This is a genomic window from Chloroflexota bacterium (assembly GCA_016235055.1).
Classification (GTDB): domain Bacteria; phylum Chloroflexota; class Anaerolineae; order JACRMK01; family JACRMK01; genus JACRMK01.
Genome location: JACRMK010000069.1, coordinates 88,800 through 104,027, shown reverse-complemented (window position 1 = coordinate 104,027; position 15,228 = coordinate 88,800). Strand labels below are relative to the sequence as shown.

Genomic DNA, 15,228 nt, shown 5'->3' with positions numbered 1-15,228 from the left:
TGGTGCTTGTCACGCAAGCGGGCTCGACAAGAAAGCGGCGTTGCCCTCCCCGTTAGCTTTTCCCCTGCTCCCTCGCGCGCGCGGGGGAGCAGGGGCCAGGGGATGAGGGGGCAACCTGGTGGCCGACTCCAAAATGAGAATTGCTGGCGGGTCATTTGACAAGCTGCGTATGGCTCTGTACAGTAACGTGCATGAGCGCGTCGAACCGCGTGCGTAGTCATGAACTGCGCCAGCGGGACTATCTGCTTCAAATCAGCCGGGCCTTGACAGCACAGCTCGATCTCGAGGAGGTCCTGCGCCTGGTCATCACCCATGCGGTCGAAATGGTCGATGGGCACATGGGCATGATCGCGCTGCGCGATGAAAACGAGCGCGCGTTCCGCATTGCGGCGTCGTACGGCCTGCCGCAGACGCTGCTGCCCCGGCTGCGCCCGTTCCTGAATGGGCTGCCCGCCGAGTTCCAACCCGAGCATTGGCGCATCCCCGACTTGCAGGTCAAGCTCGGGCTGATGGCGGCGGAACTGGGCATCGGCCTGCGGCAGGTCGTTTCCCTGCCGCTCTCGGTCTCCGATGCGCTGACCGGTGTGATTTACATCTTCCGCTCGAGCGGCGCCGCCTTTTCGGCAAACGACCGCGAGGTGCTGCAGTCGTTTGCGGACCAGGCCGCGATCGCGGTGCGTAACGCGCGGCTGTACCAGACGGCCGTCTCTGAGAAACAGCGGCTCGATGCGCTGATTGATAGCAGCGCCGACGGCGTGTTGATCCTCGACCGTACCGGGCGCATCGAGATCTTCAGCCGCGCCGTGAGCGAGCTGACCGGCTGCCCGCAGGACGTTGCGCTGGGACGCCCCTGCACCGAGGTGCTGGCGATCTACAACGAGCAGGGCGTCAACCTGTGCGCGGGCGTCTGCCCGCTACTCGACCCGAACCAGCGCAGCCGCGCTTCGCTGGACGGCACCATCTTGCGGCCCGACGGCCGGCGCGTGGCCGTCAGCATCACATACTCGCCGATCTATGACGCGGCGGGCTATCGCGTCAACACCGTCGCGAATATCCGAGACATCACCCGCGCGCGCGAGGCGGAGGAACTGAAGTCCACGTTGTTGTCGGTGATCTCGCACGAATTGAAGACCCCGGTCGCCTTGATCAAAGGCTATGCCGGCACGCTGCGGCGCGAGGACGCCAACTGGGACCGCGAGACGCTGAGCCAGTCGCTCGAGATCATCGAGGAAGAGTCCGACCGGCTGAATAAATTGATCGACAATTTGCTGGAGGCGTCGCGCATTCAGGCGGGCGGGCTCAAGCTGCGCTTCGGCTACGTGCGCTTGGACCGACTGGCGCGCAAGGTGGCGGGAGAGTTCCGCACGCAGTCGGCGAAGCACACCATTGTCGAAGACTTTCCCGAGGAGCTGCCGCCGGTGCTTGGCGATGAAGAGCGTTTGCGGCAGGTGGTCGGCAATCTGCTGTCCAACGCGATCAAGTACTCGCCCAGCGGCGGCACGATTACCGTTGGCGGCCGCGCGGATGCGGGCGAGGTGCGCCTGTTCGTCAGCGACCAGGGCATCGGCATCGCCCCCGGCGAGCAGGCGAAGATTTTCGAGCACTTCTACCGAGTGGACAATGCTTCGACGCGCAAGACGCAGGGCGCGGGGCTGGGGCTTTTCCTGGTCAAGGCGGTCGTCGAGGCGCACGGCGGGCATATCTGGGTTGACAGCACGCTGGGCAAGGGCAGCACGTTCAATGTAACGTTACCGCGGCGGTGAGCAACACACGATGAGCACGGAAAGCGACAAGAAACTGATCCTGGTGGCAGACGACGAGCCGCGCATGACGCGCTTCGTGCGCATGAACCTGGAACTGGAAGGCTATCGCGTGGTTGAAGCGCGCAATGGCCTCGAGGCGCTGCAGCACGTCAAGGACGATCTGCCCGATCTAGTCGTGCTCGACGTGAACATGCCGGAGCTTGACGGCTTCGAGACGCTAAAGATTTTGCGCCAGACCAGCACGGTGCCGGTCATCATCGTGACGGTCAAATCGGACGAGGACGACCGCATCCGTGGACTGGAACTCGGCGCGGACGACTACGTGACCAAGCCGTTCAGCCCGCGCGAACTGGCCAGCCGTATACGCGCCGTGCTGCGGCGCACGCAGGCCGCCGCGCCGACCGAGAAAAACGAGATCGTCATCGACGACGGCCTGACGATTGACTTCAAGAAGCGCGAGGTTGTCGTGCGCGGCGAGCGCATCAAACTGCGTCCGACCGAATACCGCCTGCTGTATCACCTGGTCAGCAACGCCGGGTACGTCATGACGCACGACATGCTGCTGGCCAAGGTCTGGGGCCACGAATACCGCGATGAGTCGCAGTATGTGCGGCTCTATATCAATTACCTGCGGCAGAAGATCGAGCCGGACCCGTCCAACCCGAAATACATACTGACCGAGCATGGCGTGGGCTATCGCTTTGTGGATTTCAAGCACAAGCCGTAGCCGGCGCGCATGCCGAGCCCATCCCCAGTCGAGGTGCTGATGTCAAACGCCAATCCCGTAACGTTGTCGAACGTCCGCGAGCGCGAGTTCCCGATCGTGCAGGAGTACACCTACCTCAATACCGCCGCCATGGCGCCGCTGCCGAACCGCACGGTAGCCGCCATTGCGCAGACGGCGCAGATCAAACAGTATCCCGGGACGGAACGCTACCGCGCCGTGCCCGCGCCCGAAGAGGCGGCGCGCGCGAAGCTGGCGCGCCTGATCAACGCCAGCCCGGACGACATCATCTTCACGAGCAACACGTCGCACGGCATGAACATCGCGGCGATGGGCATCGACTGGCGCGCCGGCGACAACGTCGTCGTGCCGCAGAGCGAGTTCCCGTCGCTGGCGCACATCTGGAACCACCTGCGGCAGATCGACGTCGAGGTGCGCTGGGTGGCCTGGAGCGGCGTCGGCCCGAGCGTGGACCAGATTATGGAGCGCGTCGACGGCCGCACGCGGGCGGTGTCGTGCAGCGCGATCAAGTGGGACACCGGCTACTTCATCGACTTGGAATCGCTCGGCCGCCGCTGCGCCGAGCGGAACGTGCTGTTCATCGTTGACGGCATCCAGGTGATCGGCGCGCAGCCGGTGGACGTCAAGGCCGCGCGCATTTCTGCTCTGTCGACGCACGGCTACAAGTGGCTGATGGCTGGGCACGGCATCGGCGCGCTGTATGTTGCGCCCGAGGCGATCGACCGCATCCGCCCGCGCTATGTCGGCTACACCGGCTTCGCCGGCGACGGCATGTCGTTCAATGCCGACGCGGAGTTCAAGCCGGGCGCGGCGCGCTACGGCATGGGCGGCGGCAACCGGCTGGGGCAGGCGGCGCTGCTGGCGTCGCTCACGCTGATCGAGGAGATCGGCGTCAACACAATCTCCGAGCACAACGCCGCGCTGTCGGAAGCGCTGGCGGATGGCCTCAGCCGCAAGGGCGTGCGGATCGTCAGCCCGACCGAGCCGGAGCGCCGTACGGCGATCACCGTTTTCACGCTCGGCAGTCGCGAGCAAGACGCCGCCTTCGTCGATGCGCTGGAGCAGAAACGGATCAGCGTGTCGCTGCGGCCGCTCGGCGTGCGTATTTCGCCGAACTTCTACAACACCGAGGCGGAGATCAAAGTGCTGCTGGACGCCATGCCCGGCTAGATAGCTTCAGTTTACCCGGCCAGCATCGAGTTTTCGTAGCCCTTCTGCACAGTTGCGGAAGGGCTACGTCTATTTCAACTCTAACAACTTTCTTATAGCGGTCTGCTGCCGCTCCAACGCTGTGGCAGTAATATATCGTTGAAACGAGGTAACCCCGTGACTCCCATGTGCGCCAATTGCGCGATTATCATCCACTGGCAGCCGACACTGGTGCACGGCAAGTCGTATTGCTGTGCCGGATGCGCGAACGGCGGCCCCTGCGAGTGCGACTACGACCAGCTGCCGGAGCGCGTCACCGCGATCCGGCACATCCGGTTTGAGATTTCGGTGGTTGGTGAGGGCGAGACTGAGCGCGCCGAGCCAGGCGGCTCATATAAAGCTCTTACAACCGTCTAGCGGCCCTCTAACATGGGCCGGGTAATATGAAGTCCGTAAGCTTCGATCAACACGCTATCAAGCATAACCGAAAGGACATAGAGGAGGAACAACTAATGCCTACAAACACTGTTATTCGCTGGGATCCGATGAGCGATGTTGTCTCGCTGCGCGACGCCATGGACCGCCTGTTCGAGGATTCGTTCATTCAGCCGCGCTTCATGGGCACGATCCGCGAGGGCTTCGGCCAGTTGCCAGTGGACGTGGTCGAAAGCGACAACGACGTGGTCGTCAAGGCGTCTGTGCCGGGTATCAAGCCGGAAGATCTCGATATCACCGTCGTTGGTGACACGTTGACGATCAAGGGCGAGATCAAGGCGCAGACGAAGGAAGAGAAGACGAACTTTCTGCTGCGCGAGCGGCGCTGGGGCATGTTCCAGCGAACGCTGACGCTGCCGGTCGAAGTGCAGGCCGACAGGGCGCGCGCCGAGTTCGAGCACGGCGTGCTGACCCTCACCTTGCCGAAGGTCGAGGAGATCAAGCCGAAGCAGATCAAGGTCAGCTTGAAGGCCTGATAAGAACGCAGTCCGTGCGGCCGGCCGGGGCAATCGCTCCGGCCGGCCTTTTTTGTTGCTACGGCGCCATGACGCCGAACGTACCGGCCGGCATGCCGGCCGTGATGTAGCCGTAGGCCATGCGCGACGTGCTGTGCGCGAGGCCGGGGCGCCCGTCTCGGTCGATCATGATAATGCCGCCGGTGCCATTGACCTTCTGGGTCATCAGCGCGATGGCCTGGCGGGCGGCTTCCGCCGCCGTCGCGCCCGCACCGACCTGGTCGACGGCGGTCTTGGCGAGCACGACCCGCGAGATCGACTCGCCGTGGCCGGTACAGACGGCGCCTGCAACCGCATCGTCAGCGTAGAAACCGCAGCCAACCTGTGGCACGTCGCCGACACGCCCGGCTGGCGAGAATGCGGTGCCGCCGGTCGAGACGGCCGCCACAATATGACCGGCGGCGTCCATGGCCACGGCACCCACCGTGTCATGTTTATGTTCGCCGGATTGCGCTGGCTTGAGCTGCCCCCGTTTCCACTCCTCATAGAGCTTCTGCTCGCGTTCCACAATGAGGATCGACGGATCGACCAGTTCGATGCCGCGCGAGACCGCGAACGCTTCCGCGCCGCTGCCGGTTAGCAGGATCTGTGGGCTATGCATGACCTCGCGGGCAAGGATGATCGGGTTCCGGACTCGCGTGAGCGTGGCGACCGCCCCACACTGCAAGTCTTCGCCGCGCATGATGCCGGCGTCGAGCTCGACGGTCCCGTCGGCGGTCAGCACCGAGCCGATGCCGGCGTCCAGCGCCGGGTCGTCTTCCAGGACGACGACGGCCGCCTGTGCCGCGTCGACAGCCGATGCGCCGGCCTGCAGCAGTCGCCAGCCGGCCGCCAGTGCGTTGCGGCAGGCGTTGACGTGCGCGTCGACTTCGTCATCGGGAATCTCCCATGCGCCGGCATGGACGATCAGTGTAATTGGCATCGATGGCTCCTTGCGGTTGTATAATACGGCAGGTTCGCCACGCGACGACAGCCGCGTCCGGCGCGCCGACAACTCATGCGTGCCTGGAGGCGCAAACGTGGATTCCTACGCTCTGCTGGAAAAGTTGTGCAACGTGCCGGGCATTCCCGGCTTTGAAGACGAAGTGCGCGAAACAATCATCGAGCTTGTCACGCCGCTGGTGGAGGACGTGAAGGTGGACACGCTGGGAAACGTCATCGCAACGCGCCACGGCCGCTCCAATTTCAAGCTGATGCTCGACGCGCATATGGACGAGATTGGCTTCATGGTGCAGCACATCGATGGCGACGGCTTCATCCGCTTCACGCCGATCGGCGGCTGGGACCCGCGCCTGCTGCCCAGTCACGCGCTGACGATTATAACACGCGAGCGCCGCCGCATCGAAGGCGTGATCGGCACCAAGCCGCCGCACATCCTGAAACCGGCCGAGCGCGAGAAGGTCATCCAGATCGAGGAGATGTTCCTCGACATCGGCGTCACGTCGCGCCAGGCGGTGCTCGATCTGGGCGTGCGCGTCGGCGATCCGATGGTCATCATGTACCCAGCGCGCCGGATCGGGAACGATACTATCATGGCGAAAGCGCTGGACGACCGCGCCGGCTGCGCGGTCGTCATCAGGACGCTCGAAGCGCTGCATGTCAAGACGATTGACGCTACGATCATTGCGGCGTTCGTCATTGCCGAAGAACGGGGATTGATCGGCGCGCGCGCGGCGTCGTTCAGCATCGCGCCGGATATGGCAATCGCCCTCGAAGGGACAGTGGCGGCCGACTCGCCCGGCATCCCGCCGCAGGGTCAGCCGACCGTGCAGGGACAGGGGCCGGCGATCACGGTCGCGGACGGCGGCTTTGTGGTTCCGCGCAAAATGGTCATAGCACTGGAACAGGCCGCCGAGGCCAACGGCATCCCGTACCAAACGAAAGTACCGCCGTACGGCGGCACCGACGCCAGCGCGATTCACACTTCGCGCGGCGGCGTATTGACCGGCGTCGTCTCCGTGCCGTGCCGATACATCCATTCGCCGTTCAGCACCTGCCGGTTGTCCGACTTCGACAACACGTGGAAGCTGCTCGCGGCGTTCTGCAGCGGGGCGACCGAAGTTAAGTAGTGCGAATATAGACGTGAGCCACGTCATAGTGGCAAACGCAGCGGCCCCCTGGATCATCCCAGGGGGCCGTTTGGTTACTCTGCCGCGGACGCACCCGCGCCGCTTGCATGCGGTCTGTCGGGCAGCACCCACTTGATGGCATTCAGGGCCTGTCCGTCGCGCGGGCTGATCAGGGCGATCGCGCCGCAGCGCTTGCAGACGGCGGCATGCTCCAGCGCAGGGGAAAAGACGACCTGGTGGTCGCATGTGGCCGGGTTGATCGGGTCTTTCATCAGTCGTTCTCCTGCCTTACGTCCGGTAATCGGCGTTCAGCGATACATACTCGTGCGTCAGGTCGCACGTCCACATGGTCACGCTGGCGTCGCCCATACCGAGGTCGAGGTCGATCTCGATGTCGTGATCGCTCAGGATCTTGATCGCCTCGTCTTCCTTGAAGGGCAGGGGCGTGCCGGCGTGAAGCACCGCCAGCGGACCGAAGCGCAGGTTCACGCGCGACGGCTCGATCGCCACGCCGCTGCGCCCGGCGGCCGCCAGCACGCGGCCCCAGTTGGCATCGCGGCCGTAGATCGCCGTCTTCACCAGCGGCGAGGTGGCGACCGTCGCCGCGACCTGGTGCGCCTCGGCCTCGCTGGCTGCGCCGCGCACGGTCAGCGTGATGAACTTTGATGCGCCTTCGGCATCACGCACGATCTTCTTTGCCAGCTCGGTGCAGACGTAGGTCAGCGCCGATTGAAACTCGTCCGCGTCCGGCGCGATGCCGCTCAACCCGTTGGCCAGCGCGATGACCGTGTCGTTGGTGCTGGTGTCGCCGTCCACGCTGATGCGGTTGAAGGAGACCTTGACCGCCGCCGACAGCGCGGCCTGCAGGGCGGCGCGATCGATCTGCGCGTCGGTCGCGATGATGCAGAGCATCGTCGCCATATTGGGGTGGATCATCGCGGCGCCTTTGCAGATACCGCCGATCGTCACGCCGCTGATTGTGACGGCGACTTCCTTGGGCTGGGTATCGGTCGTCATGATCGCGCGCGCCGCGTCGTGGCCGCCGTCATAGGACAGCGCCTTGATCGCGAGCTTGATGCCGGCCGTGACCTTCTCCATCGGCAGTTGCTGGCCGATGACGCCGGTCGACATCACGGCGGCCTGCCCGGCCTCGATGTCGAGCTCGCTGCTGGCCGAGGCGGCCATGCCCGTCGCGTTGTCCAGTCCCTGCCGCCCGGTGACCGCGTTGGCGTTGCCCGCGTTGATGACAATCGCCTGCATGCGGTCGCCGTGCGTCTCGATGTGCTTGCGGCTGATCTGCACGGGCGCCGCCTGCACGCGGTTCTGCGTGAACACCGCGCCGGCCGCACACGGGCTATCGCTGACGATCATCGCCATGTCCGGCTTGCCGGACGCTTTGATGCCCGCCGTGATGCCGCAGGCGCGGAAGCCTTTGGGCGAGGTGATCGTGCCGTTTGAAACAATCTCCATGACGTTCGTCCTTGGATTGGTTATCGGTGCCATGGGCGAACACGCCGGTTCGCCCCTACGGCTCTGCGGATATGCCTACGCCGCGCGGTACGGCTTGTAAACGGCCGTCTCGCGGCAGTTATACAGAAACGGACAGATAATGCAGTCGCCCCAGATCTTCTGGGGCAGCACGGATTTTGACACCACCGCGTAGCCAAGCTTCTCGAAGAAGCGCACCTTCAGCGTCAGCGCGAAGGCGTATTCATAGCCCATCTGCGCGCCGTGCTCGTCGAGCTCCTTGACGATCTGCGTGCCCAGCCCTTGCCCGGCATACTGCTCGGCAACGGCCAGCGAGCGAATCTCGGCGCTGCGCGCGTCCCAGTGGTGGAGCGCACCGCAGGCGACGACTTTGTGGTTGGCCTCGGCCACGATGAACTGCTGGATGTGCTGGCGAACCGATTCTTCCTTGCGCGGCAGCATCTCGCCGAGCGCGGCGTAGTGGTTGATCAGCGCAGTGATCGACTCGACGTCCTTGAGATGCGCGGCGCGCAGCACCGGAATTGCGCCGGCAGGCGCGATGTTCCCTTCGCGTTTCAAGGCGTCCGACTTGATGGTGGGCAGAATCGGTAGGCCGTGCATCGTAGTCCTTTCGTGTCGGCGCCTACGCGCTCTCCTGGCTCATCTCGGTCAGGATCGCCACTAGCTTGTCGGCGAACTCGTCCACATGCTTGTTCTCGATCACGAGCGGCGGCACGAGACGCAGCGTGTTTTCGCCGGCGGTGACGAGAATCAGTCCCTTATCGTAGCCCTTGCTGACCGCCTTGTTGGTGTCCAGCGTCAGGTCGATGCCCCACATCAGCCCGCGCCCGCGCACGTCCTTGACCAGCGTCGGGAACTCGGCCTTGAGCGCATCCAGTTTTTCGCCCAGATAGGTGCCGACCTGGTTGACGTGCTGGAGCATCTTGGCGTCGCTGATCTTGTCGAAGACGACCTCGGCGACGGCGCAGACGGTAGCGTTCGCCGCGAAGGTGCTGCCGTGGTCGCCCGGCTCGATCGTGGATCCGATCTTGTCGGTCATCAGGATGGCGCCGATTGGCAGGCCGCCGCCCAGCGGCTTCGCCAGCGTCATGATGTCGGGCGCGACGCCGGCCCACTCGTAGGCCCACAGCTTGCCCGTGCGGCCCATCCCGCACTGCACCTCGTCAAAGATCAGCGCGGCATGGTGCTTATCGCACAGGGCGCGCACGGCCTGCAGGAACTCGACCTGTGCGGGGTAGATACCGCCTTCGCCCTGAATCGGTTCGAGGATCACGGCGCACGTCTTGGCGCTCATGGCGCGCTCCAGCGCGGCGATGTCGTTCAGTTCAAGGAACGTCACGCCGGGGATGAGCGGCTCGAACGGCGCGCGGTACTTCTCCTTGGCGGTCAGCGACAATGCGCCGAACGTCCGCCCGTGGAACGAATGGGCGAAGGCGATGAACTCGGTCTTGCCCTCGCCGAAGTTCTTGCGCGCCCACTTGCGCGCGAACTTCATCGCGCCCTCATTGGCTTCGGTGCCGGAGTTGCAAAAGAAGACCTTGTCGGCAAACGAGCGCTCGACCAGCTTCTTCGCCAGGCGGATCATCGGCGCCGTGTAGTACAGGTTGGACGTGTGCACCAGCTTGTGCGCCTGCCCGTCGGCCGTGGCCAGCACGTCCTTGTCGCCGTAGCCAAGCGCGTTGACGGCGATGCCCGCGCAGAAGTCGAGGTACTGCTTGCCCTCGGTGTCGTAAAGGTAGACGCCTTCGCCGTGGTCGAGCACGAACGGCGGGCGCTTGTAGGTTTGCAGGACGTACTGCTTCTCATCGGCCATCAGTTGCTGTGCATTCGACATGGAGTTCTCCGGTTATAGGATAGATGTGCGCCTAGCTGATGATGGTTCCGCCGCCGCTACGGCGCAGGCCGTCGAGATCGCAGATCACGACGCTGCGGACGCCGGCGCTGACGGCCTCGACAGCCGAGCGGGCCTTTGGAATCATGCCACCGTTGATCTGGCCCGAGGCGATCTGCGCTTCGACGTCGGCGAGCGACAGGTGCGGCACGACCGCGCCGTCGATCTTGACGCCCGGCACATTGGTGACGAACATGAGCGCATCAGCGTTGACGCCCTGCGCCAGCGCCAGCGCGGCGTGATCGGCGTTGATGTTGTACGGCTGGCCGTCGAAGCCGAAGCCGATCGGCGCGACGACCGGTACGATGCCGCGCGACGTGAACATGCGGATCGCCTCGCCGTTGACCGTCGTGATGTGCCCGACGAAGCCGAGGTCGCCGTGCGGGTTCAACAGCTTCTCGGCGCGCATCAGATTGAGGTCGGCTCCGGTCAGGCCGATAGCGTTCGCGCCGGCCAGGTTCAGGGCGCGCACCAACCGTTTGTTGATCACGCCGCCGAGCATCATTTCGACGACTTGCAGGTAGTCGGCGTCGGTGACACGCAGCCCCTCGATGCGCTTCTCAACCATGCCGAGCCGGTTGCCGAGCGCGGTGATCTCTTTGCCGCCGCCATGGATCAGCACCGGCGGTTCCGGCGCGGCCGCGACGGCCTGCACGAAGGCCGACAGGAACTCCGCCGAGTCGATCTCGTTGCCGCCCAGCTTGATGACATTGAGCGCCATGGCTAGATCAGTCCGGCTGTCTCGTCGAAGCCGCACATGACGTTCATGTTCTGTACGGCCTGGCCGCTGGCGCCCTTGATCAGGTTGTCGATCGCGCTGCAGATGATCGCCGTGCCGTTGACGCCGGTCAGCGAGATCACGCACTGGTTGTTGCCGATCACATAGCGCATCGTCGCCAGCTTGCCCGGGCCGAGCACCTTCACGAACGGCTCGGCCTCGTATGCATGGCGGTACAGCCCGATCAGTTCGTTGGTGTCCATCGACTTGGTCGGCTGGACGTAGATCGTCGAGAGCATACCCTGGTTGATCGGCACGAGGTGCGGCGCGAAGATGATCTTCTTCGCCGTCCCGGCCGCTGCGTTGATCTCCTGCTCGATCTCCGGTACGTGGCGGTGCGAATGGCCGATGTTGTACGGCGAGATATTCTCGTTCGCCTCGACGAAGTGCGACGACAGCGCCAGCTTGCGGCCCGCGCCCGACACGCCCGACTTGGCGTCGATGATGATCGGCGCGTCGCTGAGCAGCCCGGCTTTGGCCAGCGGGTAGACGCCGAGGATGGCCGACGTGGGGTAGCAGCCCGGCACGGCCACCAGCTTCGCACCCTTGATCTGCGACCGATGCGTCTCGACCTGGCCGTACACGGCCTGCGGCAGCAGTTCCGGCATCGTGTGCTCGTGTGCATAGTACTGCTTGTAGGCAGCGGCGTCCTTCAGGCGGAAGTCGGCGCTCAGGTCCACCACGCGCACGCCGGCGTCGAGCAGCTTCTTCGCCTGCTCCTGCGCGGTCATGTGCGGCAGGCACAGGAAGGCCAGGTCGATCCGGTCGATCGGCGCGGCATCGGTGGCCACGAGCTCCAGTTCATCGGTGGTGGGGTAGATATCCGCGAGCTTCTGCCCGCCGGATGACTCCGACGTACCGAAGACGACCTCCACCTGCGGATGGCGGCGCAGTATTTTGAGCAGTTCTACGCCCGTGTAACCTGATGCGCCGAAGATGCCGACTTTGACCATGTAACTCTCCTCTACAATTTCACCAGTTCGATCCGGGCGGCCACTCGCGGCCAAATAAAAAACTCCCAGATCTGAATCTGGGAGTCTCGTTAGTTGTTGCGGGACGCGCCTAACAAGCACATCCAGACACAGGGTCTGGCGGTCGGAAGGTAGGTCGCGGTCGCGGGAAATACATAATTTACTCTCGAAAGTTGTCGGCATTATAGCAATGGTCGCGGCATCTGTCAACTGGAAAAACATCCATTTCGCGGCGGCCTGCCGATCACGGCACGGGACGTTCGCTCTGCAATTGAGCCGAATATCCTGTTTACACGCGTCCAACATGCGCATACAATAGGCGTATCATGACCTTCCGAGACGCGTTGACGTGGATTGTCCGCTCTGTGGCGTTGCTGTGCCTGGTCGGCCTCAGCAGTATGGTTGTCCAGGCCGTACCATCGTCCGCACCGTCTACACTTGGCGCGCCGGTGCTGAAGTGGCAGAAGGGCGGGTGCCAGACCACCTGGTGCCGCACCGGCTGGTACGCCTCCCCGGCCGTTGCTGACCTGGATAGCGACGGCCACCCGGACGTGATCTGGACGGACTACCGCGTGGTTGCGGTGAACGGCGCCGACGGCAGCGACAAGTGGGTGGTGGCGAATCCAGGTGGCGGGCGCGGTTGGCCTGGTGTGGCCGTGGCCGATCTCGACGGCGACGGGCACCTCGATGTGGTGACGGCTCATTCGGGCGGCTGGATCGGCGTGCTCAAGGCGAACGGCGCTGCGCTGACCGGTTGGCCCGTTCAGGTAGCCCCCGGCAGCGAACTGCGCAGCCTCGCAGTCGGCGCGGTCGACGGCGGCGGTCCACTCCAGGTGCTGGTCTGCGCAACGCGCTCGAGCAATCAGTGGTTTCTGCTCAACGCGGACGGCACCACCCGCGCAGGCTGGCCGCTGCAAGTCAGTTCGTCCACGGTTGGCTACGCGGCCGGCTGCTACAACGAGAATGTTGGGCTTGCGGATCTGAATGGCGATGGCAAGTTGGAGATGATCGGCCCAAGCGATGTGCATTACGTTACGGCGTACAAGCCAGACGGGACGACACTGCGCGCCAATAGCGTTTTCGGCACGGTCGGCGGTCAGAATAAGCCGTGGGGATTGGTCGGCTTCAACTACTACGCGTCGGTCGAGATTTCGCCCGGCTACGCCAATTGCAGTCCCGGGCCGCCGTTACAGCCGCGGCCGAACTTCGCCGACAGCGCGCCATCGTTCGCGGATATGGATGGCGATGGCACCACGGAGATCTTGATCGTCGGCAACCAGCACGACTGCCGCACCAGCCCGTATACCGACTTGTACCAGACGCCATACATCCTGAAGGCCGACCGCACGCGCTGGTCGAACGGCACCTACGACTGGACCACCTTGCCGGCGCCCGATGGCAGCGCGGCGCCGTTGAGCGAAAACTACAACGTGATCGAGAACTCGGTGCCGAACCCGGTCGCAGCCGATCTCGACGGCGACGGCCGCAAGGAGTTCCTGTACTCGTCGTACGACGGCCGCATGCACGCCTACTGGCTCGATCGCACGGAACACGGAAGTTGGCCGTATGCGGTCACCCGACCAAGTGATGGCTTCATCCGCTTTGCATCCGAGCCGATCGTTGCCGATCTCGATAACAACGGGCATGCGGAGGTCATCTTCACGACGTGGACGCAGAAAGACAGCAACGCCGCGGGCCAGTTGATAATTCTGAACTACGACGGCACCTTGTTCTATGCAGTCGACCTGCCGCGCAGCGCGCAAGCGTACGATGGGGCGCTCGGCGCGCCGACGCTGGCGCACCTCGATATTGGTGCGGACTACCAGGTGGTCGTTGGAACGATTAACACGGGACTGGTCGCGTACACCCTGCCCGGCTCGTCCAATGCGCGCATCCTGTGGGGTACTGGACGCGGCTCGGTCCTGCGCCAGGGGCGCGCCATTTGCGGTATTCCGGTGGCAGCCCCTGTGGTGATCCCAACGCCGGTCGGACCGGCGCGCATCTACCTGCCGCTTATCGCCGCCGGCTGCTAGCGTCGGGCCGGCTGCATTGGCGGCCTCCGGCACCAGGCACTCGCGCACAAAGGCGGGGTTGTATCGGACGGCACGAAAAGCGCGGGCGCTCCAAAGCTGCCTCAGACCGCCAACCTCAATCAACACCCCTGCCGGGCATATGGCAATATCACATATGTCACATTGTGGATTGGCGCCGGATTGATGGCTGGCCTATTGCATCAGCACCGATGGGCCGAGTAGGGCCTGGCGGAAGCGGTGCTTGAGCAGGGCGCCGTCGCGCGGCGGCAGAACCATCGGCACGGGGGCGTCGGAGATCTTGACGACCGCAAACAGCGGGCCGCCGCTTGCGCGGACGCGCTCGGCGAGCACGCCGACCTCGGCTTTCGTCGTGGCGCGCGCCACGTCGGATATGCCCATCGACTGCGCCACGGTGACGAGGTCGAGCCCGTGGGCCGTGTGCGTCGCTTGGTTGCCGGTCTCGCCGAAGCGCTCGTTGTCGAGCACGACGATACGCAGGTTGGCGGGTCGCTGCACGGCCAGCGTCGCCAGGCCGCCGATGCCCATCAGCATTTCGCCGTCGCCGGTGATGACGAGCACCGTCTGCTGCGGGCGCGCCAGCGCGAGGCCGGCGGCAACCATGACCGCGTCGCCCATTGCGCCCCAGAGATAGAAGTTGAGTGGGTGATCGCCGGCGGCGGCCACATCATAGGTGGACGCGCCGAGGCCGGTCACGACGAGTAGTCCATCGCGCGATTCCAGTAGCGTGCGTACCACCCAGCGGCGGTCGAGAGCGTGGTCGTTCATTTTCCGAAAGTCTTGGCCCCGATCATCTGCTGGCCAAGCAGGACGGCGACGGCCAGCGAGCTCTGGTAGGCCAGTTTGAGGCCGGCGGCCACGGTAGGCGCGGCCTGCGAAGCATCGTTGACGCGGTGCACCGTCAGGCCCATGCTTTCCAGCACCGGCTGGGTGGCGCGGCCCATCGGCACCTGCCACGGGTTAAACTCGCCCCACTCGCCGCGCATCGTGACGATCGTGAAAAGGGGGAAGCCGCAGGCGGCGACCATCGCCAGCGCGTTGACGCACTGGCCGACGCCGCTCGACTGCATCAAGAGCGCGCTGCGCACGCCGCCGAGCCACGCGCCGCAGGCGAGGGCGATGCCTTCGTGCTCGGCGGTCAGCACGATTGTGCGCATCGACGGTTCGGCCTCGCACAGCGTGATCAACTGCGCGTGACCGGCGTCGGGAACGTGGTAGACCTGCCGCACATCATAGTCGCGCAGGGCGTTGAAGATGGCGACCGGCCAGTCGATAGGATTGGGCGTAGTCATAGGACTTCTGGTTGCGCACCC

General features: G+C 64.6%; 16 protein-coding genes. 7 read left to right on the top strand and 9 right to left on the bottom strand.

Translation table 11 applies throughout. The features are described 5' to 3' along the window. The first annotated feature begins 191 nt into the window (after positions 1-191). From HZB53_17610 to HZB53_17590, 5 genes are all read left to right on the top strand, one after another. On the top strand, positions 192-1,763 hold the full coding sequence (locus tag HZB53_17610) for a PAS domain S-box protein (GenBank protein MBI5879469.1): 1,572 nt from the start codon (positions 192-194) through the stop codon (positions 1,761-1,763). A gap of 10 nt (positions 1,764-1,773) precedes the next feature. Continuing rightward, positions 1,774-2,490 (top strand): response regulator transcription factor, encoded by a 717-nt coding sequence (locus tag HZB53_17605; GenBank protein ID MBI5879468.1) that lies wholly within the window; start codon positions 1,774-1,776, stop codon positions 2,488-2,490. Between the two features lie 39 nt (positions 2,491-2,529). After that, positions 2,530-3,678 carry an aminotransferase class V-fold PLP-dependent enzyme gene (locus HZB53_17600; protein MBI5879467.1) on the top strand — a complete coding sequence of 383 codons (1,149 nt, stop codon included), beginning with the start codon at positions 2,530-2,532 and terminating at the stop codon, positions 3,676-3,678. A gap of 156 nt (positions 3,679-3,834) precedes the next feature. Continuing rightward, on the top strand, positions 3,835-4,074 hold the full coding sequence (locus HZB53_17595; protein MBI5879466.1) for a hypothetical protein: 240 nt from the start codon (positions 3,835-3,837) through the stop codon (positions 4,072-4,074). A 95-nt stretch (positions 4,075-4,169) separates the two neighbouring features. Beyond that, complete coding sequence (locus HZB53_17590; protein MBI5879465.1) at positions 4,170-4,628, top strand: Hsp20/alpha crystallin family protein; 459 nt, start codon at positions 4,170-4,172, stop codon at positions 4,626-4,628. A 58-nt stretch (positions 4,629-4,686) separates the two neighbouring features. Here HZB53_17590 and HZB53_17585 read toward each other — a convergent pair whose 3' ends face one another. Continuing rightward, on the bottom strand, positions 4,687-5,589 hold the full coding sequence (locus HZB53_17585; protein ID MBI5879464.1) for an isoaspartyl peptidase/L-asparaginase: 903 nt from the start codon (positions 5,587-5,589) through the stop codon (positions 4,687-4,689). 97 nt (positions 5,590-5,686) lie between these two features. Here HZB53_17585 and HZB53_17580 point away from each other — a divergent pair, with 97 nt between their 5' ends. Next, positions 5,687-6,736: a M42 family metallopeptidase gene (locus tag HZB53_17580; protein ID MBI5879463.1), complete on the top strand. Its 1,050-nt coding sequence runs from the start codon at positions 5,687-5,689 to the stop codon at positions 6,734-6,736. Between the two features lie 74 nt (positions 6,737-6,810). Here HZB53_17580 and HZB53_17575 read toward each other — a convergent pair whose 3' ends face one another. The 6 genes from HZB53_17575 to HZB53_17550 form a co-directional block, all read right to left on the bottom strand. After that, positions 6,811-7,008: a hypothetical protein gene (locus HZB53_17575; GenBank protein MBI5879462.1), complete on the bottom strand. Its 198-nt coding sequence runs from the start codon at positions 7,006-7,008 to the stop codon at positions 6,811-6,813. A gap of 16 nt (positions 7,009-7,024) precedes the next feature. Beyond that, the gene (gene argJ, locus HZB53_17570) at positions 7,025-8,206 is read right to left on the bottom strand and encodes a bifunctional glutamate N-acetyltransferase/amino-acid acetyltransferase ArgJ (protein ID MBI5879461.1); all 1,182 of its coding nucleotides are present in this window, start codon (positions 8,204-8,206) and stop codon (positions 7,025-7,027) included. A gap of 75 nt (positions 8,207-8,281) precedes the next feature. Next, positions 8,282-8,824 carry an N-acetyltransferase gene (locus HZB53_17565; protein ID MBI5879460.1) on the bottom strand — a complete coding sequence of 181 codons (543 nt, stop codon included), beginning with the start codon at positions 8,822-8,824 and terminating at the stop codon, positions 8,282-8,284. A 22-nt stretch (positions 8,825-8,846) separates the two neighbouring features. After that, entirely contained in the window at positions 8,847-10,058 is a 1,212-nt protein-coding gene (locus HZB53_17560; protein ID MBI5879459.1) for an aspartate aminotransferase family protein, read from the bottom strand. 31 nt (positions 10,059-10,089) lie between these two features. Beyond that, positions 10,090-10,836, bottom strand: a complete 747-nt coding sequence (gene argB / locus HZB53_17555; GenBank protein MBI5879458.1) for an acetylglutamate kinase — start codon at positions 10,834-10,836, stop codon at positions 10,090-10,092. Between the two features lie 2 nt (positions 10,837-10,838). Continuing rightward, positions 10,839-11,846 (bottom strand): N-acetyl-gamma-glutamyl-phosphate reductase, encoded by a 1,008-nt coding sequence (locus HZB53_17550; protein MBI5879457.1) that lies wholly within the window; start codon positions 11,844-11,846, stop codon positions 10,839-10,841. Between the two features lie 344 nt (positions 11,847-12,190). Here HZB53_17550 and HZB53_17545 point away from each other — a divergent pair, with 344 nt between their 5' ends. Beyond that, positions 12,191-13,897: a VCBS repeat-containing protein gene (locus tag HZB53_17545; protein ID MBI5879456.1), complete on the top strand. Its 1,707-nt coding sequence runs from the start codon at positions 12,191-12,193 to the stop codon at positions 13,895-13,897. 192 nt (positions 13,898-14,089) lie between these two features. Here the strand turns inward: HZB53_17545 and HZB53_17540 are convergent, their stop codons facing one another. Together HZB53_17540 and HZB53_17535 are read right to left on the bottom strand one after the other, a co-directional pair. Next, on the bottom strand, positions 14,090-14,683 hold the full coding sequence (locus HZB53_17540; protein MBI5879455.1) for an aldehyde dehydrogenase: 594 nt from the start codon (positions 14,681-14,683) through the stop codon (positions 14,090-14,092). Further along, entirely contained in the window at positions 14,680-15,207 is a 528-nt protein-coding gene (locus HZB53_17535) for a phosphonopyruvate decarboxylase (GenBank protein MBI5879454.1), read from the bottom strand. Before HZB53_17535 ends, HZB53_17540 begins: the two co-directional genes overlap by 4 nt. Positions 15,208-15,228 lie beyond the last annotated feature (21 nt).